Source organism: Paenibacillus sp. 7516 (assembly GCF_002272715.1).
Lineage (GTDB): Bacteria > Bacillota > Bacilli > Paenibacillales > Paenibacillaceae > Paenibacillus > Paenibacillus illinoisensis_A.
Genome location: NZ_NPBI01000007.1, coordinates 222,750 through 244,362 on the forward strand (window position 1 = coordinate 222,750; position 21,613 = coordinate 244,362).

At 48.3% G+C, this 21,613-nt stretch carries 11 protein-coding genes and 1 tRNA gene; all 12 read right to left on the reverse strand.

Going from position 1 to position 21,613, the window contains the following annotated elements; translation table 11 throughout:
• Positions 1-38 precede the first annotated feature (38 nt).
• The 12 genes from CHI14_RS08325 to CHI14_RS08380 all read right to left on the reverse strand — a co-directional run bounded on the left by CHI14_RS08325 (position 39) and on the right by CHI14_RS08380 (position 21,533).
• Positions 39-1,580: a response regulator gene (locus tag CHI14_RS08325; protein WP_095287958.1), complete on the reverse strand. Its 1,542-nt coding sequence runs from the start codon at positions 1,578-1,580 to the stop codon at positions 39-41.
• 95 nt (positions 1,581-1,675) lie between these two features.
• Positions 1,676-4,006: a glycoside hydrolase family 95 protein gene (locus tag CHI14_RS08330; protein WP_095287959.1), complete on the reverse strand. Its 2,331-nt coding sequence runs from the start codon at positions 4,004-4,006 to the stop codon at positions 1,676-1,678.
• A 114-nt stretch (positions 4,007-4,120) separates the two neighbouring features.
• Complete coding sequence (locus tag CHI14_RS08335; protein ID WP_349290355.1) at positions 4,121-6,172, reverse strand: alpha-galactosidase; 2,052 nt, start codon at positions 6,170-6,172, stop codon at positions 4,121-4,123.
• 149 nt (positions 6,173-6,321) lie between these two features.
• Complete coding sequence (locus CHI14_RS08340) at positions 6,322-8,232, reverse strand: glycosyl hydrolase family 95 catalytic domain-containing protein (protein WP_249281044.1); 1,911 nt, start codon at positions 8,230-8,232, stop codon at positions 6,322-6,324.
• Positions 8,120-8,707, reverse strand: coding sequence for a glycoside hydrolase family 95 protein (locus CHI14_RS30420; protein WP_249281045.1), 588 nt, complete (start codon positions 8,705-8,707; stop codon positions 8,120-8,122). The genes CHI14_RS08340 and CHI14_RS30420 overlap by 113 nt, the downstream gene beginning before the upstream one ends.
• 155 nt (positions 8,708-8,862) lie before the next feature.
• The gene (locus CHI14_RS08345) at positions 8,863-10,509 is read right to left on the reverse strand and encodes an extracellular solute-binding protein (RefSeq protein ID WP_095287961.1); all 1,647 of its coding nucleotides are present in this window, start codon (positions 10,507-10,509) and stop codon (positions 8,863-8,865) included.
• Between the two features lie 64 nt (positions 10,510-10,573).
• Positions 10,574-11,473: a carbohydrate ABC transporter permease gene (locus tag CHI14_RS08350; protein ID WP_095287962.1), complete on the reverse strand. Its 900-nt coding sequence runs from the start codon at positions 11,471-11,473 to the stop codon at positions 10,574-10,576.
• A 17-nt stretch (positions 11,474-11,490) separates the two neighbouring features.
• Entirely contained in the window at positions 11,491-12,375 is an 885-nt protein-coding gene (locus CHI14_RS08355) for an ABC transporter permease (RefSeq protein ID WP_221192575.1), read from the reverse strand.
• 322 nt (positions 12,376-12,697) lie between these two features.
• Positions 12,698-14,908 (reverse strand): helix-turn-helix domain-containing protein, encoded by a 2,211-nt coding sequence (locus tag CHI14_RS08360; protein ID WP_249281046.1) that lies wholly within the window; start codon positions 14,906-14,908, stop codon positions 12,698-12,700.
• A 276-nt stretch (positions 14,909-15,184) separates the two neighbouring features.
• Positions 15,185-19,081, reverse strand: a complete 3,897-nt coding sequence (locus CHI14_RS08365) for a X2-like carbohydrate binding domain-containing protein (RefSeq protein WP_249281050.1) — start codon at positions 19,079-19,081, stop codon at positions 15,185-15,187.
• A gap of 486 nt (positions 19,082-19,567) precedes the next feature.
• Positions 19,568-21,133, reverse strand: a complete 1,566-nt coding sequence (locus CHI14_RS08375) for an alkaline phosphatase family protein (protein WP_249281047.1) — start codon at positions 21,131-21,133, stop codon at positions 19,568-19,570.
• Between the two features lie 315 nt (positions 21,134-21,448).
• Positions 21,449-21,533 (reverse strand) — tRNA-Leu (locus CHI14_RS08380).
• Positions 21,534-21,613 lie beyond the last annotated feature (80 nt).

Below are 21,613 nucleotides of genomic sequence, written 5' to 3' on the forward strand. Positions count from 1 at the left end.
GTCTCTCTTTTGCAAAACAATCCGATGAATTCAAATGTTCAGATCGTTTTCCTGTATTCATTCGGCGTAACTCCTTCATTTTTAAGAAAAAGGGAAATGAAGTAGGACGTGCTCTCGTAACCTACTCTCTGAGCAATATCATGAATCTTGAGTGAGCCATCCGCCAGCATCTCCCTTGCTTTGCCAAGCCGGATACGCGTTAAATAATCATGGATGGTCATCCCTGTCTTATCCTTGAAAATGGACCGCAAATAGTTCGGCGACAGATAAACCTGTTCAGACAGGCTGTTAATCGTAACCGGATGATTGTAATTTTGATCAATGAGGGTGCGTACCTTATGAATCAGTTTTTCATTTTTGTCCATAAATCGCTCACCCAGCAGATTCACGGCATGACCTGCCGCATCCAGAATCAGGCCCTCTATCTCATGCAATGTCGATGCATTATAAATGGAGTGGTATAGCTCTGCTCGTTGAACCCCCTTCGAAAAGGGCTCCTGGACCTGTTCCAGCAGTTCATCGACGAGATCGATGGACCAGTCACCTATCATCTTCTTCTTGATTCGCATGGCAGCCAGGGCTTCAATATATTGATGCAGCTTCTGTGCTGCCCACTCAAAATCCAGTTGATGTATCGCTTCAAACCATTCCTTCTTCTCAAAAGGCGGCATATGTTCGCTGTACAATTGATTCGTTACGGCTTCTGCATGGATCATCGTTCCGGTTCCTTCGTAGAAACGTTCGTTCAGGATCACGCGCATTTGCTCATATAAACCGTGGAGATTGGACAATTCGGCAGCTTCGGCGCCAACCGCTGCAGTCACCGTAAAATCGAGTGCACTTCGCATTGCCACAGCCAAGTCCTCCCAGGCGTAATACCCTGGCTGTTGGTCTGCTTCCATAAATAGTCCTGTCTCGCCTTCCTTGTAATCAACAAAGGTAGCTCTCAGATTCTTCGCCTGGAAATAGTAATTCAGATAAGTCACCAGCCGGGTGGTGCATTCTTCCAGACTCTGCTGCTCTTCTTCTGCTTCAATGGGATCGATGCTGAACAGGGCCAAGGCATACCGTGATGTCACGGGCAGACGGGTCAACCTGCTATAGTCGGATGCCAGCTCCGCAGCACGTGTCGTATCTTTTTCATAGGACAGTTCCTTGAGAATCGTGGCTTTAGCAGCCTCTGTGGAACGTTTCTTGATTGCAACTTCTTCACAGCGCTGTTTCACCTTTGAAATAACGCTTTCAATTTCATTCAAATCAAGTGGCTTAAGCAAATATCCGACCGCTCCGACATGAAGCGCCGATTTCACATAATGGAATTCATCATGTCCCGTCAGGAACATCACTTGAATGGAATCATACAACTCATGTATTTTTCGAGCCAGGTCAATCCCGTTCATAATGGGCATCTGCACATCGGTAAGTACAATATCAGGCTGAATGACCTCGATCTTCTCCAAGGCCTCTCTGCCGTTGCTCGCTGTCCCAATAATGTAGATCCCCATCTCTTCCCAGCGAATGTAATCTCTCATCATTCCAAGCCCGAGCTCTTCGTCGTCTACGAGAAAAATACTGTACATTGAAGTCCCCTCCCTTTAAGGTGTGTCTGTCTCTATTATATGTTTTCTCCCCCATTCTGCCAGATCGTTAGGATACAATTGCTTATATGCATGAGTCATTGATCGATCAAGTCCAGCTCACGATTAAATGTGTAACTTCCTCCTGCTTCGGCACGAAAAGTCGTTCTCCGCTCTCCTCTGCATACGGTGTACGTTCCAGACGTAAAAGTACGGATTGTGGCGGACGTCAGCTCACCATCCTCCCAAACGGCATCTACTTCAGCATTGCCTTTGGCTCTTAGCCCGGTTACCTTCCCTTTACTCCAAGCCTGCGGCAGTGCTGGCAAGAGATGAATTTCGCCTTCGTAACTTTGCAGCAGCATTTCCGCAATGACCGCTGTTCCTCCGAAATTTCCGTCAATGACGAAAATATTGGTTTCCGCACCGGCAATGCCTGACTTCGAATAGGTAAACAGATTATCGAAGCATAGTCCACTAATCAGATGCGAGACATGCTTGTAGGCCATTTCTCCATCATGCAGCCTCGCAAAACCGAGTCCAAACAGGGCAGCCGTAAATTCCACATCCTCCAGTTCCTCTTGCAGCATCCGGCTTTGCATCGTCACTCTTGCTGCCGCACTAAGCTCAGGTGTCCGCTCAGGCGTGATCTGATGCCCCGGATACAGGGCGAATAGATGTGAGAGATGCCGATGCTCCGGCTGTGCTTCCTCATAGTCCTCCAGCCATTCCTGCAGCTGTCCTTTCTTCCCAATCTGCAGCGGTGGCAGCATATTAACAGCTTCTCTCAGTTGTTCACCGAAATCCTGGTCCCTCTCCAGTAGTTCAATCGAATTCAGGCAAAATTCAAACAGCTCACTCACCAGCATCTGGTCTAATGTCGTTCCCATGGAGAGCTGGTGCACAACACCGCCAGCTGTACCCGGATAGAAATGATTCTCCGGAGAATTGGATGGACCCGTCACCAGCCAGCCATATTCGGGATGAATGTCCATATAGTCCAGATAGAATGCTGCGGCTTCTTTGAGCACGGGATACGCCGTACTTTCCAGAAAAGCACGGTCCTGGCTATATTCATAGTGCTCCATCAAATGTGTGGCGAGCCACAGTCCTCCGGTAACATTCAACCCCCACGATGTATCCCAGCCGGGAAGTGTGAATCCCCAGACGTTAGAGAAAACATGCGCAACCCAGCCTTCACTGCCATATAAGTTACGTGCCGTTGACTTTCCGGCCACTGCGAGGTCTTCGACATACCTCATGAGCGGAAGATGGCTGTCTCCCAGGTTCGTAATCTCTGCCGGATAATAATTCATCTGGGTATTGATATCCAGGTGATAATCACAGCTCCAGCCCATACGGCATGCTTCTCCGTCATTCCATATTCCCTGAAGATGAAGAGGCAGCGGAGAATTGGCACGCGAACCGGCAATGGTCAGATACCGGCCATATTGCAGAAATAGCGCAAAAAGCTGGGGATCATCATCCCCACCGCCTGCCAGCAACCGGATGCGCTGATCTGTCGTCAGATTACTTTTGCTTGCAGTCCCAAGCTGAATGTCGACCTTGTTATACTGCTCTGCATAATCCTCGATGTGATTCGTTCTCAGAAAGGAATATCCTTTGCCTAGTGCCTTATCGAGTATTACGCGGCTCTCCTGTCTCCACTCCGGTCCCGTTTTGCGATAATTGGTGCTGACAGCAAAGTAAATGGAGGCCTCATCCGCTCCATGGACGGTCAATCTTCCGTCTCTCCCGGTAACCGTACCGCCAGCTACAACAATCTTCACGTACCCTTCTGCCGATACACCACAGCTGCCGTTGCTGTGAACATTCTCGGTAGCCTGGCTCTCAAACTTCAATGTACAGTCATCCATTGTAGTGCTGCGGAACGATCCCGTCTCTCCCTCCAGGCTAAGCGAAAAGGATACGCCCCCAGAGCGATCACTCCAAACCCTGGAAACAACCAGGTCGTCAGCATGTGAAGCAAAAACTTCTCGATACACAGTTGTATCCTTATTTCTCAAGGCAGCCTTGGCCAGCGCAAGGTTTAAGTCCAGCTCACGCCGGAAGCTTCCCTCTAGCGTTCTGTCAGGGCCCTGCTCCGCAAATTGTATAACAACCTTGCACAACCCCAGATTGGTGCCAAAATTCTGCTTATCGGGCTGTAAATATCGCTTCGCAAGACGATCTCCCTCATCATAATTGCCGGAATAGAACTGACGCCGCATCTCCTCCAGTGCCCTCTTCCCTCCTGCAAGAGCCGGCTCTGGATCTGCTTGACCGGACCAGTAGGTCACCTCACTCATGCTCCACACTTCACGATACGGTTCAGCCATGACCACAGCTCCCATTCTTCCGTTCCCAAGCGGCAAACCTTGATTCCAATTCATTGCTGGGGTGGTGTACCACAATGTAAAATCGTCCATCTCACGCCCTCCTGCTCTAATGGGATTATCTGAATCTATAATCGCCGAAAACCAAATAAAGCGCGCTGTCTGTTTCCAACAAAAGCGCGCCTATTATTAGGTTGATGCAGATTGTCAGCTTCTTTTAACTGTTAATCTGAACATTTTGGACTCTGCTGGTTCCAGTGTTACGCTCATATGCCCACTGGCTTCCCCTTGTCCCCCTTCCCATAAATCCTGATAACTGTACACCGTACTTGCATCCAGCCCGGCTCGCTCCAGGGAAACCGTTCTACGTGCGGCACTCGCAGCATCAAAATTAAAAACGGCCAAATAAAAGCTCTTTTCTTCAGCCGATTCCAGTACAAATACGTCTGAAGCCTGCTTCCCACAATCTCCTTCCAGCGGACGGAACGTTCGGCCGAGCCGGGCGATGTTCATGATTTCCTTGTTCGCTAGCCAGTCTTTTGCCCGCTCCGCAGCCTCCGCCTGACGGAAATCATCTCCGAGCAGCAATACCGTACCTGCAATCACCGAAGCGGTCAGGCGGCTTCTTCCTTCGTGCCAGCCAGTTGCTTCCTGGTTGAAGCTCTTGTACAGCACGGAATGGTCCGGATCGTTATATCGGTACAGCGTATTGTTCATCCACCAGCCATGGGTCAATGAGTTTAACAGGTATTCCGTATCCTGAAGCGTACCGAAGACATCGCAGGAAATGCGGCGACTGTGAGCGAAGGCGTACGGAAAGATCGGCGCAATGGATAGGTTGATGAAGAACGGGCGGCCAATGGCCTTCGGTGAGAGCTTTTGCTGTAAATAAAACATGCCGTGGCGATAAGCTGCAATCCCTGTTGTGATCTCGGGGTCGTAATGCTGCCCTTCAAGGGCACCATGTGCAAGGAAGTCCAGCTTAATATACTCGAATCCTTCCGAGATGAATTTGTTCGCAAACCAGTCCATTCTCAGCAGATTGCCGGGATGTGTCGGATCTATAGCCAAACCGCCATCAACATCCGGCAAAACCTCGCCTTCCATGTCTCTCAGCAGAATATCTCCGTAGGTATACTGACCATCCGTTCCTTCCACGACTTGGCTGAACTGTTCCGGGCTTCCCCAGAACGTAAATGGCGTCCAATAGGTACCCGCCCTGTGTCCGTTTTGCCGTACCCGGTCCAGCGCATCTTTCATCTGTTCAGGTGTAAAGTTGTCCCAGAAGGCATCGAAATTAATGTATAAGGTCTCTTCGTTCTGGAAACCCAGAGACTGCACTTCCTTCTTCAAAAAATCACTGGTCGACGTATACAAGTCATAATCGAGTGTACTCATCGCTGCTGACCAGCTGTTCCAACCGACTGGAACTCCGCCCTCCCATGGCAGTGGAGCCTCCATCCAGGTGTTGGCACGGCCGTAAGCTTCGAGACCATCTCTATAATCTTGGTAAAATCCGATGAATGCGAGTGGTGATTCAATGATTTTTCCTTTCACATATCCATGGGGCTGAGAATCTCGGGTTAGCTCACTGACAGCTCCGCCATAGAGATTTACTTCTTCGAGGTGGCCGCTCTTCTCGCTTTTAAACCGGATTCCCGTTTTCCATACCTTGTGAGTAATTGATCCCAGAATGATTCCCCGGCGGCTTTCCGACTCGAACACGACTGCAGCTTCATAGCTTTCGACATCCACTGGAGGTTTGACAACCGTGTATCGAACCCATTTGTCGTTATCATAAGGAATCCGCAGGATGCTGAGCTCTTCCTGTGGACTTCCTGCGTTAAGCGATACCTGTTTGGATTGAACGACCGCGAAGCGATTGACCTTGATCTCTTCATCACTTTCGATTATGCTCTGCACTAACACAAATGGCACAGACTCGTATACATAGAAATGCTGTTCTAATTGGGGAAGCATAGACGACTGGTGCAGGATCACCAAGTGCACTCCTTTCCCGAATCCTTCCCGGACAATGGCTTCCTTGCTATTCAGCTCATGTCTCTCGTAGTGTTCCGTACTATATTCCCGACCTTGCCAGCGAAAAGCGCTGCGGAAATGGTTAACAAGACAAGAGCGGTTGTCATTGCATGAAGCCTCACCATTTTCAAGATTAATGACCAAGCTTACCTGCCCGTTGCTCACTTGGATTTGTGTGTCGTTCTGCTGTACTTCAACGGCTGTATCGTTCGTTAGCATCATATGCCTCCTCCATGTTGCATGGTTGGTTGGCAGAGTGGTCATCCCCTCCCCCAAGTCTGCCCTCATTATAAAGACAGGACAGACCGTAATCCATGCACCGATCTTCCGATCCATATCGCGATTTAACACACTTCTTGGTAAAATTTTTACTGGTTACCCTCCAATGCAATACTGTACGTTTGGCCAGCTGATGTCGGAAATTTCAGTGTCGAGGCATTGATGCGAATCGTATCCAACCGAGTGCCGTTCGAAGTCACGATGAGCGGGACATCACTACGAAGTGCACAATCCGTACCCAGCATGGAGGTGATCTGCGCTTCGGCGAGCTGCCCCATATTCCACCGGATGCTAACTTCAAAACCGCCTCGGGCACGCAGCCCGGATACGTAGCCCTTCTGCCACGAATCCGGCAGGGCCGGAAGCAATTCAAGATACGAAAGGTGAGACTGCACCAACATCTCGGCAATGCCGGCGGACGCGGCGAAATTGCCGTCAATCTGAAATGGCGGATGTGCGCCAAGCAGATTGGCGTATACTCCGCCGTGGTTGTATTGCTCCGTGTCCCCGTCCTTAACCAGACGGAGCATGTTGGAGAGCAGTCGCAAGGAACGGTTACCATCCCGGAACCGACTCCAGAGAGCAACACGCCAGCCCAAGCTCCAGCCTGTACTTTCGTCTCCGCGTCGCTCCAGCGAAGTTCTTGCCGCGGCAAACCATTCCGGTGTTTCCTCCTCGGACAACTGCCGTCCAGGATATACGCCTACAAGGTGCGACGTATGCCGGTGGTATGTATCCTCATCTTCGAAATCCTCCGACCATTCCTGAAGTTGACCATACTTACCGACTTGCAGCGGCTGCAGGCGTTCCCGGGCGCTCTCCAGCTCCTTCCTGAATTCCATGTCTGTTCCAAGTCGTTCCGCGGCTTCCATGCAATTCGTGAACAACTCCCAGATCAGGGAAATATCCATCGTTGAACCCGAGCTGACCGCTGCTGTACCTTCCGCTGTGCGAAATTTATGCTCTGGAGAAGTGGATGGGGCTGTAGTCCAATTTCCGCTTCCGTCGTCAATAAGCCAATCCAGAGCAAAGAGTGCAGCCTCCTTCATGATCGGATAGGCAGTTGTTCTCAAATACGCTTCGTCTCTGTTAAAGGCGTAATGCTCCCATAAATGCTGAGTCAGCCATACGCCACCCATTGGCCAATACGCCCAGCTTGGATCTCCACCTCCGTAATTTCCAACCGGGGCTGTATGCGCCCATAGATCCGAGTTATGATGAGCCGTCCAGCCACGGGTACCATAGTTAACTTGTGCAGTCTTAGCACCTTTCTCTGCCAGATTACCGATCAGATCCAGCAGAGGCATATGGCACTCTGCCAAGTTACAAACTTCAGCAGGCCAATAGTTCATCTCCGTGTTAATGTTCAAGGTATAATTGCTGCTCCATGGCGGGCGGGTAAGTGCATTCCATATTCCCTGAAGATTGGCGGCTTGCGTACCAGGGCGAGAACTTGAGATCAGCAAGTAGCGTCCATAATGAAAGAGCAGCTCCACAAGTCCCGGATCGTCTGCTGCATAGGTCGTAATCCGCTGGCTTGTAGACATGCCATCCGGGGCGAGCGGCGTACCAAGCTGCAGTTTCACTCTGTCAAACAGGGAGCGATAATCCGAGATATGGGCGTCACGCAGGCTTGTATACGGCTGGGTAGTCGCTATGTTCAGGAATGAACTAGCGATGACCGAAGCATCTTTCTCTTTTTTACCAGGTAAGTTGTCATAGCCATTAAAACTTGTAGCTGCACTGAAATAGAAGGTGGCAGCCGTTGCCCCCAACAAATGAATTCCTTGACTATCCACAATCACCTGTCCATCCTCTGCTGTCACGGCCAGCTGTCCTTCGAAAACCATGCCCTTCCCGGCTCCCGGTTCACCGTATCTAATGGGATCATCGCTTGCGACATAGCTGGGGTCCACATGTTCCGGAGCGGTACCTGATAATACGAAACGATCTTCCTTGTACGTGAAGCGTATGCCGAAGCGGGCTGTCCAGGGTGGCATGCACATGGAGCTTCCCCTGTACACTTGCGGTTAGACGCAGCACAATCACCTGATGGGGATTCGAAGCAAACATCTCACGCTTGTAGGTAACGTTCCCAACCTGGTATTCAACGCTGTGCAGTGCCTGTTCTATATCCAGCGTCCGTTTGTAAGAATGATGAATGCCTCCGTGCTCAAAACGAAGAAGCAATTCTCCGAAGGGCAAATAGGATTGCGTATAGGGTCCCTGCATCTCTCTCGTCAGCGTGTCTGCCTCCTGATAGCGTCTCTCCTGTATTAGCTTGCGGACCTTCGGCAAAACCTCCTTTGCATTGGGATTATTACCGTCCGTAGGATAGCCAGACCATAAAGTGTCCTCGTTCACTCCGATTTTCTCCTGCTCTACTCCTCCAAAAATCATGCCACCGAGACGGCCATTACCAATGGGAAGCCCCTCGGTCCATACACTGGCGGGTTTGTCATATTGAAGTTTCATAAGTTCTCTCCCTCATTACGTTTTGGCACGGTTACTGACTGTATTGTCTTGAATATCAGCTTAAGTGCACCATTCACATCATCCTTATGCTGTGGATGCAACAAACATCAGGTGCCTGGTCCAACTCAAGCACCTGATGTTCGAATCTTCATCTGCTATTTGGACGCCTCGTAGGCCTTTTGCAAAATTTCGAGATAACGGTCCAGCTTCAGGTTTTCCAGACCTTTAACATACGCATCCCAATCCTTGTTGAGATCCTTGTTGCCTGTAATGAATTGAAGCTGGTTCTGCTCAATGTAGTTTCGGATATTGGTTTGCAGCAAGCTTGCTTCATCAATTTCGGAAGGATCAATCCATACAGACCAGATCGGGAACAGCTCTTCTGGCTCATGTCCTTCATACAGCAGCGTAGCATCATACAGTCTGCGCTCATAACCGTCGGAAGCATAGATATCCGTGCCTTGAACAAAGGTATCCCGATACTCCTTCGGCATATAGAAATGAGCCATTCCGCTCCAGCCCGCATTTCGCAGCGCTTCTCCCTCAGCCATTGGAATCTGTTTAACCATCGGCTTGGAATCCTTGCCCAGTGCCACGTCGCCTTCTCCGGGATCAGTCCAATCGATTCCTTTCAGACCACTCGCCCCGTTCGTTTGACCTTCGGCAGTGAACATATAGTCCACCATTTTGATTAGAGCGATCTGCGCTTCTTCGCTTGCCTTGTTGGTAATGACGAATTTGGCTCCCGGAGATACGCCGCCTCCATCATGCGTTGCGTACGATACGCCTCCCGGTCCGGAAATCGGAGGTACAGGGTTATAGTGTGCCGAGCGTGTATTGCCAGGATCAATGTTTACGAAGATTGCGGGGTGCATTCCTGCCCCGACGCCGAGAATTTCCGCATCTGCATTTTCCCCAATTTTCTTAAAGGCTTCAGCGTTCTGTGTAAAAGCTCCTGGATCAATGAGACCTGCATCGTACAACGATTTGATATAGGTCAATCCTTCCTTCCACTCTGGCGTAATGGCTGCGGATTGAACCTTTCCTCCAGCCATTTGCAGGTAGTTGCGGTCATCATCGTACACAAAGGCATTCATGAGGAATGGAATGATGCGCACACCAAATTCCTCGATGGAACCGCTAAGAGGTACTTCATCGGCTTTGCCATTTCCGTTCGGGTCCTGCGTTTTGAAGGCCTGCAGCACATTTTTGAATTCCTCCGTCGTGGTTGGCATCTCCAGATTGAGCTTTTTGAGCCACTCCGTATTCATCCACATCTTGCTCGGATAGGAGCAATGGAAACATTCCGTATAGGCAACAAGGCCATAAATATTGCCATCCGGCGCTGTGTTAAGCGTTTTCAAATTTGAGTTACTTTCCATCGCTGCTTTGATGTTGGGAGCATATTGATCAATCAGATCGTTGAGCGGCAAGAGGACGCCCTGTTTCCCATATTTCAAAAGATCCGCCTGTGAGAATTGGTCAATGTAATGAGTAAGCAGGTAGGCATCGGGATAGTCGCCACTTGCCAGCGAGATCTGGCGCTTCTCCTTGGCTCCGTCCGACGGATTGATCTGCCAGTTGAATTTGATGTTGAACTTGTCTTCTACGAATTTGGTGAATTGGTTGGTGGGGATATCGATCCCCGATTCCTGTACGGAAAATACACTGATGTTCACCGGACCGTCTCCTGCAGCCGGCTCTCCTGATTCAGGGCTTGACGAGTTGTCGCTTGAGCATCCGCTCATTACAATGGTGAACGCCATGAGCAGCATGAGTATGATTGTCAGGCTTTTCTTCAAAATGGATCACTCCCTATAGTAATTTACCGGTGAAGAAAATGATTCTCCAATCCCAAGCTGTGAATTAGCCCTTAATGGAACCAACCAACATTCCCTGTACAAAATGACGCTGTACAAACGGATAGATCACCAGCACAGGCAATGTAGCCACCACAATCAAGGAATATTTTAACAGCTCGGCAAGCTGCTGTCTCTCCACCATTTTCGCCGCATCCATCGCTCCTGCACTGTTGTTCTGAATAATAATGCTGCGCAGAATGAGCTGTAACGGGAACAGATCAGCCGATTTAAGATAAATAAGAGCATCAAAATAAGCATTCCATTGCCCAACCGCATACATGAGTACCAGCACAGCGATAATGGGCTTGGATAGAGGGAGAACAATACTCCAAATGAAGCGCATGTCACTGCAGCCGTCCATCTCGCTGGCTTCCAGCAATTCCTCGGGAATGGAGGATTTGAAGAAGGAACGGGCAATGATGACTTGCCATACCCAAATGGCATTAGGAATCAGCAGCGCCCAGCGTGTGTCGATCAGATGAAGGTGCTTCACAACCATATACGTCGGAATTAACCCGCCGCTGAAAATCATCGTAAAGGTGATGATCATCATTAAGGCATTTCGGCCAAAAAAGCTTCTGCGTGATAGCGGATAGGCAATCATGATGGTCAGGACCACACTAATAAGCGTACCTACCACCGTATAAAAGATGGAATTACCGTACCCTTTTAAGATTTCAGGTGTGTTGAATAATGCCCTGTAACCACTGAATGAAATATCTACGGGCCAGAGCCACACACGGCCTGAAGTAACGGCTGCTGGGCTGCTTAACGAGCTGCTGATAATAAAAATCAGAGGATAGATCACCGCCAGTACAACGAGACTGAGCACAATATAGATCGTGATCAGGAACGCTCTGTCGGCGGCAGATTCCCTAATCCTTTTTGGTACCGTTGCTGCCACTTAAGGACCCTCCTTTCCTACCAGATACTATTGTTGGTCACTCGTTTCGCCAAACCGTTCACGGTAACCAATAAAACGAGATTAATCAGCGAGTTGAAAAGTCCGACCGCGGTCGCAAAGCTATAGTTGGCATTCAACAGGCCGATGCTGTAAACATAGGTTGCAATAATTTCAGAGTTGGCTAGGTTAAGCGGATTCTGCAGCAGGTAGACCTTTTCGAAGCCAATGGCCATGACATTCCCTACATTGAGAATCAAAATAATGACGATGGTCGGAACAAGACCTGGGAGGTCGACGTGTCTGATCTTTTGAAACCGTGAAGCTCCATCGACTTTGGCCGCTTCATACAGCGTCGGATCAATTCCGGCGAGAGCTGCCAAATAGATCACTGCACTGTATCCTGCGGTTTGCCATATATCCGACCAGACATAGATCGATCGGAACATCCCAGGTTCGCCGAGGAAATTGACCGATTCAAGCCCGAAAAAATTCAGGGCAATGTTGGCAAAGCCAAGCCGCGGTGCCAGAAACAGCATGATAATGGATACCATTACGACGGTTGAGATGAAATAAGGCGCAAACGATACGAGTTGTACGAACTTTTTAAACTTCGTGCTCCGCACCTCATTAATCATAAGGGCTAAGATAATTGGAATCGGGAATCCCGCCAGCAGCAAATATCCACTCAATATGATCGTGTTCTTCACCAGAGTCCAAAATAACGGATTTTCGAAGAAGAGACGGAAGTTTTGCAGCCCCACCCAGGGACTTCCCCAAATACCTTTAATGACGTTGTAGTCCTTAAAGGCAAGGACTGCATTAATCATTGGGTAATACTTGAAAATAAGAAAAAACAGCAAGGGTGGAATCACCAGCAGGTGCAACTGCCAGTGCTTCCTCATTTTCCTGCGGGCATTGCTCCATAAGCTCGTTTCTTTTCTCTGTGGCAATGACCTGTGATTCACAACGACTTCCTTCTCCAGAACAACCCCCCCTGACTTCAGTCTGTGATGTCCAATGATGATAGCGCTTACTACACGTTGATCATAGTGGATTGGGATGTCTTCTTAACAGGTACAATTGAGATGTAGAGCGTACAGTTATCCCTTTTTTGAGGGCACAAACCAGCAACAGAACGGCCATTTCTCCATATAAACCGCTAGATTGCACCAAAAAGACCGCATCGTCCGCTTGGGACAACACGGCCATAAGACCTGAATGATTTCATTCGTAAGGATTCTGTCTATATACACTCGGAGAAATACCATTCAATCGTTTAAAGGCACGCCGGAAGGAATGTGAACTGTTGTACCCCACTCTTGCTGCTATTTCGTCCACCGTATAATTACTGTCCCTTAACAGGATCATCGCCTGATCCATTCGCACTTTGATCAGATGATCAGAAAAATTAACCCCCGTATACTCCTTGAACAGTTGAGAAATGTATTTTTCAGGCCGCTCAACGTGCTCAGCAACGCGATATAGGGTTAGCTCGGCATCGGAATACATCTCTGCGGTATATGCTTTGATCTGTTTAACGATTTGACTATGGGTATCCTTCTTCTTGTCAGCAATCAGTCCGCACAGTTCTTCCATGATTTCGTACAATTCAGACTTAACGGTCTCCAGTGGCTCCGCGGACCCAATGTCGATGACCCGCCGTTTGACATTTTCGATGGAGTCGTATTCCGTAAATGCCTTTTGATCAAGCAGCTTGATAAAGGTTCCCTTCATCTCGCCAATCAGTTGATGTTTCATTTCCATGGATAGCTCACGCTGCTCCATGTTCTGTACCATGATGGCTTCGACAATCCGCTTGGCTTCCTCAAGTTCTCCCGCCCGGATCGTTGTAATCAGTCGCTGCTCGGAGTCGAGCGGATAATAATAAGTCGTATTTTCGGTCTGTGTTTCACTGCTCCACACCATGCCCCTTTCGTTCATGTAGATGGCATATTCAAGAGCTTGATTGGCTTGGTCGAAGGAATCACTGACCTCCGTCACAGACGAGAAATGGTTGCCGAATCCCGACTGGATGGTGATCCGGTAATCATTAAACACAACCTGTGCCAAATCATCCATGGTCTGCGTAATATGTTCTACGCTGCGTTGTGTGTCAGCTTTCTCATCCGTGGAGAAAAACAAAGTGGCCACTTTATCCGATCCCCAATCGGTCATCAGTACATTAGCGCCAAGCTCGCTCAGCGCCTGCTTCAACAGCAGCCGAGAAGCATTTAACTCATTCAGGATATCAACGTTATCCATACTGCCGTAACCTTTGATCTGGACCAGACCGGCATATCCTGCTCCCTGCTGCAAATGAATATCCGCCTGTTCGGCAGCAGAGAGAATCTCGTCTCGTGATTTGAACTCACCTGATATCAGGCGCTTCAAAAAGGCATCTCTTACGAGTGGCAGCTGGCGATTCAATTCCGATTCCAGCAGCTTGTTCTTGGTGATCATATCCGAGATGTTTCCGCTTAGAAAATCAAATTCATTCCTGGAAATCCCGTCATCTCGTCCGAATTGCTCCTTCATCACACTTAGCAGTCGATTGATTGGGGCGCTATGACGATAGGCAAGCACCAGACCCACGAGCAGTCCAAGCAGTAGTGTTCCACCTGTAATGAGCATGCTCATCTTCTTGATCTTGTTTGCATTTTCCAGAAGGAGGTCACGCGGAATCCCGGCCTGATATACCCAGCCGTTAGAATCCGATTGCGTAGTGATAACCAGATCATCCTCATAGAACTGACTAACCTTGTTCGGATCGAAATTCGGATCAGCGATCATCTTGGCCATCTCAGGTTCTCCGCTCCCCTTCAGCGCAATGGTTCTCCCTTCCGCATCGCTAATGTGAACCCAGCCGCCATATCGGTCCGTCATACTGGACAGCAGTCCTACGATCATCTTCTCATCAATGACGACGACAGCTACCGCAGGCGAGGAATCGTTGAAGCTGTCCAAAGGCAGTGATTGCATATATGTAATGACCGAAGTTTGCTGGCCTCTGCTGACATAGGAACTGAGCGGCTTAATTTCACTACGATGCGTTTGTTTTAATACTTGCTTCATCCATTCCTCAAGGGACAGATCGGTATAATGAAAATCGGCATAATAATGATTCGGCCTGTAGGAGGAACCCGGGGTAAGAATTAGATTATAATTGGCTAAATAAATATAATAATTTTGCAGGAAATCATTCGTCTGTCCAAACGTCAGCACATTCTCCATGGCTCGCCATATGCCATATACATTCGTTTCGTTATCCCTTTCATTCATTAGGACGTTCAGTTCCTGATTCACGGCAAGCTGTCTGGTGAAGCCTTCGACTTCAGCCATGCGCCGTTCCAATATTTCTTGGCCCTTCTCAAGCTGAGTGACCCCATTCTCAATGGAAATGGACTGCGTTACGGAAATCGAAGTCAGATAAGACATGTAGCCACCTATGCTGGGTATGACCAAAATGATGACATACGAAATGAGAAATTTCCGAAAAACACTGGAATTTCGAATGGGCAACCCCTCCATCGCCGAGTTGTTGGTAGCGCTATCATAATCACAGATTATATCATTTTTTGGCTTAGTCAATTGTTTTCTTGCTTGTGCAGCAGCTCATTCGTTGCTCTTTACTGACACAGCCCACGCTTTATTAAAATTATTCAGAAAGAAGGGGACCTATACGGTCCCCTTCTCAATCACACTATTTTCAGCCTATTCCATCCATTGTTCTCCGCCAATTGCAGCAGGCTTCGAACCATGATTAACGGACGCTTCTTCAATATCTCCATAAGCCCAATGGGAAGGTGATACATCCTTCCACTGAGGCTGCGAAACTCCAGTAAGCGGGCCTCTTCCCAACACCCGGTTAATGACAACAACGGCTTCTGCTCTTGTCAGCTCAGCATTCGGCCGGAAGGTGCCGTCCTTGTAACCTGTCAGGATTCCCAGCCCTTGGGCTTTTTGAATCGCATCCTTAGCCCAATGACTGCCAATATCAGAGAACCCGCTGCCCGGCTTGGTCGTATCCGAAGCAAGGCTCACAGCCAAACTTGCCATCTCTGCACGGGTCAAGGACTGATTCGGTTTAAATGTGCCATCCTTGTAGCCTTGCATCAGTCCCATTTTTGCAACCTTGTCGATAGCTGCTGCTGCCCAATGGGAAGAACTCACATCGCTGAACGTCACATCTGATGATGCTGCATCTTTTACAACGACTTTGGCGAGCATGGTTGCCATCTCTGCGCGAGTAATCTTGTTATTCGGTCTAAACAGTCCGTCCTTATAACCGTTAATATACGCCTCATGCCGAGTCGTCTCCGTATTCCCGGAAGATTCCTCTCCCTCTTCTGTTTCCGGAGCCGGAGTAACTGGAGGCTGTACAACAGGAGTTGACGGTCCACCCGGATTGGAAGGTCCAGAAGGTCCAGATGGATTGGTCGGATTGCTTGGATTGGTTGGGTTGGTTGGCCCGCTGTCCCCAGCAGCAATCGTAAATTTCAGTTGATCCGCGAGCATGAGCTCACCGGACTTTTTGACAGCCTTCAGCGTATGCACACCACTTGTCAGGCCTGTTATGCTGTAGATTTCCTGCCTATTTTTACGTCCCTCACTGTACGTATCTACGGTTTGCACGAGATTTCCGTCAATGTAGATCTCCACCTCACCCTGCTGCGGCCCAGTCGGAGTAATCATACGGATGCCGGTACCTTTGAAGACGTACTCATAGAAATCACCGTTTACCACCGAATAATGAACATCATTGAGATAATCACCGCCAAAAACAAAACGGAGGTTCAACGTGCCTAGAGGCTGCGCAGCAAGGTAGGATTTTCCAATCGTCACCTTATCCCCTGTTATCTCATAATCAGTTCCCTTTACCAGCTCAAGTGAGCCATTCATAATCTTCTTGAAACTTTCCGGTTCCTGCAAAAGTGTCACTTCAATATCGGCTTGCGCAGATTCAGCTTTGTCAAAAACAGCACTCACAGGCTGAATGATATTGGGAATCTCCACCTTGAGGAAATCAAGCAGCATGAACCGCCCTGACTTTTTCACGGCTTTAAGCGTGTGCAGCCCATCTGGCAGCCCTGAGACACTATAGACCTTTTGCTGCGCCAAACGTCCGTCACGGTAAGCACTTACCGTTTCCTTAAACTCACCATCCACGTAAATATCCATATCGCCCTGGGACGGATCCACTTCCGTAAAAAACTGAATACCCGTTCCCCTGAATTCATACTCAAAATAATCGCCGTTCTGCTCGGCGTAATGCACATCATCCTTATAGTCGCCAAATGCTCTTCCCGTGCTGCGCGACCAGTTGCCGCTATACTTAATTCCGGGATCATCATTGTTAATCATCGCGAATCGGATTCCTGAAGTGTCAATAACCTTAATCATCAGCGTCTGCGGATCTCCCGCGCTAAATAACACGTTAAACTTCGTTGTGCCGACGGGCAGCTGTGTGAGGTATTGTTTCTTGATCGTTAACGTATTGTCAATGACATCGTAGTCATCTTCGCCGAGATCGCCCCCGTCGTATTCCACACCAGTTAACGTATTACCGTTCAGGTTTAACGTAATTTTCACATCCGCCTGCTGATCCACTGCCTTATCAAAGTCTGCAGCGGTTGGGCTTATTCCACTGTTCTGTCCATCAGACTCTTTTTCCCTGGTTACTTTGAGTGCATCCAGAAGCATGTATTGGCCCGATGCCTTAACGACCTTCAGGGTATGTGTTCCACTTGGCAGATCTGTTTTGCTGTACAGCACCTGCTGGGCTTCCCTTTCTCCATCGGTATACGCGCTTACCTGTTCTGCCTCTCCATTATCAAGAATAATACTCATGTCCCCCTGCTCTTGATGCTTCTCTGTCAGCAGCTCGATGCCTGTACCTGTGAACGTGTATTCAAAATAATCGCCGTCTTCTTCCGTATAATGCACATCGTCATTGAAGTCCCCGAAACCTCTGCCGGTATTCGCATTCCACGAACCGTTGTATTGTATCTCACTGTCGTCATCGTTAACGTAGACCACCTCGGTAACCGTGGTATCGTCTCCAGCAACGGATGGTTCAGCAGCCGGTTCATCTGCTACATTGGAATCGCTCGCTGTATCCGCATTCGCTCTTTCATTGCCTGTGGAATCCTGAATCGCTATAGTCAGGTCCTGTGAACCCTCTAATTGTTCCTTGCCTCCATTTCGCTTCCAATCTCCGGTATAGCGCATGCCTGTATCATCGTCATTCACCGTCGATGTTCCGCTCAGTGCCTTGACTTTCAGCATTCGTGAAGCATGAGGCTCCAATAAACCGCTGCTAAACCCTTCGTTAAAGGTACCCAGTTCGGAATGGCTCCACAGGTCACGGACCGATGCAGGTCCTTCCAGACCGATATCACTCCAATTAACCTTGACCTCAGCACTCCGGTTGCCCAGATTAAAGAGAGCCACACTGTACGTTCCATCTCCGTTATTGGCGTACCATACCTGCTGCTGGGTATCCATCGATACCGGATGAGCCGGACGTCCAGCCTGATTGACAGCGATCACTTCATCATTGGTCAGAAGTTCAAGTCCATAGCTGTCCAGCCTGGTCATGTCATTCCCTGTATACAACGGTGCAGACGAGATCGCCCAGAATGTCATGGCTGTCTTTCGTTCATCCTTGGTGAGCCCATCCATGGAACCATTGCCCACGTTTAGCGAGTCAAAATCATTCCACCCGCCAGGACCTGCATCACGCCACCAAAGCGCAGCGATTGGAAACAATCGTGCAATATTAGCCCACTGCGTTAAACCCACATTGCTGTCGTATGCTTCAACATCCCAGTCGATACGCCAGCCATTGGCGTGTTTTTTCCAGAAATCCACGTAGTTATGGTCCAGTGCCCATGAAAGCTCGAACCAGATATTATGCCTTGCCAAAGCCTTGGACCAAGCCTCCACATCTCCTCGTGCATCCCGGCTCAGATTGTTAATGCCTGATCCTGGAGTCACGCTGTCGAATTTGACAAAGTTAATGCCCCACTCGCCCAGTAGATCTGCGATGGAATCGATGTATTTCTGAGCACAAGGATTCGAAAAATCAATCTTGTAGGTATACGCATTCCAAGCATCCATCACGGTAAGCGGCTGGTAAGCAATATCCTGCATCCTGCAAGCTCCGCCCGTCCCATAAATCTCGAGGTTTTTATTGTATGCATCAATAGACAATCCGGGAATCAGATAGATCCCGATCTTCTGACCATTGTTATGAACATAGTCGATAACCTCCTGGAATCCGTTCGGATACAGCTCTTTGTTAGGAATCGGTCTTCCGTATTCATCATTATCTCCGTTCCATCCAGCGTCAATATTGATATATTCATAGCCATGAGCCTGTAACTTCTCTCGCATGGCATCCGATTGCTTCTTGATGCTCTCTGCTGATGTCCATTTTACGGAAGGGTCATACACCTGCATGCTGTAACTGCTCCAGCCCATGTACGGTTTCTCAGCCAATTTTGTCTCTGCCGCTGCTTCAACCACACGACCTTTGGTCCCTGTAAAACCAAACTGAACTGCTGCAAAGATGAACACCAGAAAAACCATCGCCATCCGATTACCCATTCGCTTCAAATCATCCCTACCCCCTCTGAAATAGTGAATTCAAACCAATAATGATAGCGCTTTCCTTACGTGAAAAGAATAGTGGATGTATTATGCTCAGGATAGGTACAATTCGGAATTTTGCGTACATTTCACCATGAAAGCGGGGGTACAACAGCCATAGAACAGGCATTTCTCCAAATAGCACTGGGTCTATATCCTAAAGAAAGTTGGAGTGGCTGCCCTAGGGGATTAACCGATGCCGCAAATGAAGCAATATGGACTGGCGGAAGTTGATGTCATCTATTCGAAAAATGTTCTGACGTACAGAGTATTAATCAACGCAAAAAACCACCGGTATAAACTATACCGATGGTCTCATAATCAAAAGATACGATCAGACAACAGCAATTCGAAGTTAAAGAGCATATCAAGGTGGCTTCTCTTGCCTCGTATCGGTGCGACCAAGCTGAATACGTTGAACGAGCTACTCCAGCTGTTTATTTATCAATGCACTATTGGTTTTCTTTGAGTCTTTTGGGTCAAAAGGTTAAGCAAATAATCTTTTAAATCCACGATTCGTAAATACTCAGGCTTTTGGTCTGTTCCGCTGATAATCAAGGGAACAAGTGATTCCTGTTTACGAATTGATCCGTGGCCTCCTCCGCCCTTGTGCGTTGGTGAACTGCCGCTGGTAAATTCATAGCCCGGTTTGGCCGTGACAACCAAAAATTCACCTTGGTGTGAACGGAGCGAGCTTGACAAGCGTTTCAGGACATCCGGATACTCATCGTATTTCAATGTATGTTTAATCTTGTTTGTGCTTAAGTCCAGTACCTCTTCATCCTGTTCGACCGTCCATGATTGGTTGTATGAATCGGTCAGGTTACCTCCTGATTTAAATCGGAGCTGTTTGCCTGTGGATCCCTGAACTGCGTAATTCCACTCATTTTCTTTCCAGGAAATAAAGTCAATGCGTGGATCATCCTTTAGCAGGTTTGCTGTATCTCTAAGGGAACGGTCCGCCTTCAATGAATATATATAGGCCATTGTTTCATTGACGGCAAGAATGAGTTCAGTCTCCTTCGATACAGCATCACCCGGACGCATAATATTGGCATCTCCAAGCAAAGAGGGCAGATCAATGACCGCATTCTGATCTTCAGGCAGAATACGGGTCATTCCACTGTCACCCGCAATGATAAAGATGGCATTTTGCAAAGCTTTTTCCGGAGAACCGAATGTTTGCAGTACGGATTGAAGCTGCTGATCTAACTCCTTCACTCCACGAAGTCCCGTAGGGCCTTTCTTATGTAACTCCCGATCTAAATCCGGTAAATAGACAAACAAAAAATCCGGTAATTTATTGGATTGAATTAAATATTTTAAGGCTTCAATCGCAAATTCATTATGAATCCCCATTCGCTTCGTTAGACCATCCGGCAAGTCTTTAATCCCTTGAAACGGATTAGACAAGGCACCCAGGGACAGTAAATCCGGCCCTTTCACATCAATCTCTTTGGGTAAAGAAGCAGCTGCCTGAATCCATTGAGGTATCGACAGCTTTTGAGCGGACATCCCCCTATATATCAGGCCATTGATTGAACCCGACTTTAATCCTTGCCGGGCAAGATCCTCATAGATCGTAGGTAAATTTCTGTTCAAATGACTCCCGTTTAAATGAATTAGAGCATCCGTCACTACCGGATGCACTCCTTGTTTGAGCACTTCCGTCGGGCCAGTTCCGTACATGATCATTTTTTTGTTGTCCGCAGAATACCAAGTCAAACCCGGCACACGGTGAAGGTCCGAATATGCACCGGTAAGCAAGGAGCTGTCAATCGTGACGGACATCGTGGGAAAAGAACTGACCAGGTTTTTATAATATTGCCCGTGTTTGATCAGGAATTGTAAGGCAGGAAGATCCTGCTTGCCGATTCCTTCGTCGATCGCCTGATACATTAAAGAGTCCACCATCAGGAAAATGACTTTTTTCGCATTGTTACCATTAGCGGAATTTATCCGCATCAAATCCTGTTCTTTAGGTTTCGAGCTCTGACATCCGATAAGCATGGCCAATAACAAGATCCAAGGTAATATCCGAATCCCTTTTTTCCTCATAGACAATTCACCCCATTTATGTACATTCTGTCTTGGAAATCTTGGGGTTATTCGAGGTGCTTTTTGCCAAGAGGCAATGGGACCTGAAGAAGTGCCTGTTGTTCAACAAAATCCTTTTTCAGCCGGCGCTCCAAACAGAAGCTCGACTTGCATACAGCTATTTTGTTTTTCTCATTTGATGAACAGCAGCATCTCTAATGTATAAAAAAACAAAAAGGTTCCCAATCTGCCAGAAAAAGCAGATCAGAAACCTCATGTATGAATTGATGCGGTCGAGAGGACTCGAACCTCCACGGGGGGTTAGCCCACACGGACCTGAACCGTGCGCGTCTGCCAATTCCGCCACGACCGCATATGGCATATCTCCGAGATAATCTATCGCGGCGACAAGAAATAATATATCATGTGAAATTTAAGGTGTCAACAATTAAA

Coding starts and splice junctions, on each gene's coding strand:
- CHI14_RS08360 (WP_249281046.1), bottom strand. CDS start 14,908: ATGTCTTATCTGACTTCGATTTCCGTAACGCAGTCCATTTCCATTGAG.
- CHI14_RS30420 (WP_249281045.1), bottom strand. CDS start 8,707: ATGAAACTTCAATATGACAAACCCGCCAGTGTATGGACCGAGGGGCTT.
- CHI14_RS08365 (WP_249281050.1), bottom strand. CDS start 19,081: ATGGGTAATCGGATGGCGATGGTTTTTCTGGTGTTCATCTTTGCAGCA.
- CHI14_RS08355 (WP_221192575.1), bottom strand. CDS start 12,375: ATGAGGAAGCACTGGCAGTTGCACCTGCTGGTGATTCCACCCTTGCTG.
- CHI14_RS08325 (WP_095287958.1), bottom strand. CDS start 1,580: ATGTACAGTATTTTTCTCGTAGACGACGAAGAGCTCGGGCTTGGAATG.
- CHI14_RS08330 (WP_095287959.1), bottom strand. CDS start 4,006: ATGGACGATTTTACATTGTGGTACACCACCCCAGCAATGAATTGGAAT.
- CHI14_RS08340 (WP_249281044.1), bottom strand. CDS start 8,232: ATGCCACCCTGGACAGCCCGCTTCGGCATACGCTTCACGTACAAGGAA.
- CHI14_RS08375 (WP_249281047.1), bottom strand. CDS start 21,133: ATGCTTATCGGATGTCAGAGCTCGAAACCTAAAGAACAGGATTTGATG.
- CHI14_RS08335 (WP_349290355.1), bottom strand. CDS start 6,172: ATGCTAACGAACGATACAGCCGTTGAAGTACAGCAGAACGACACACAA.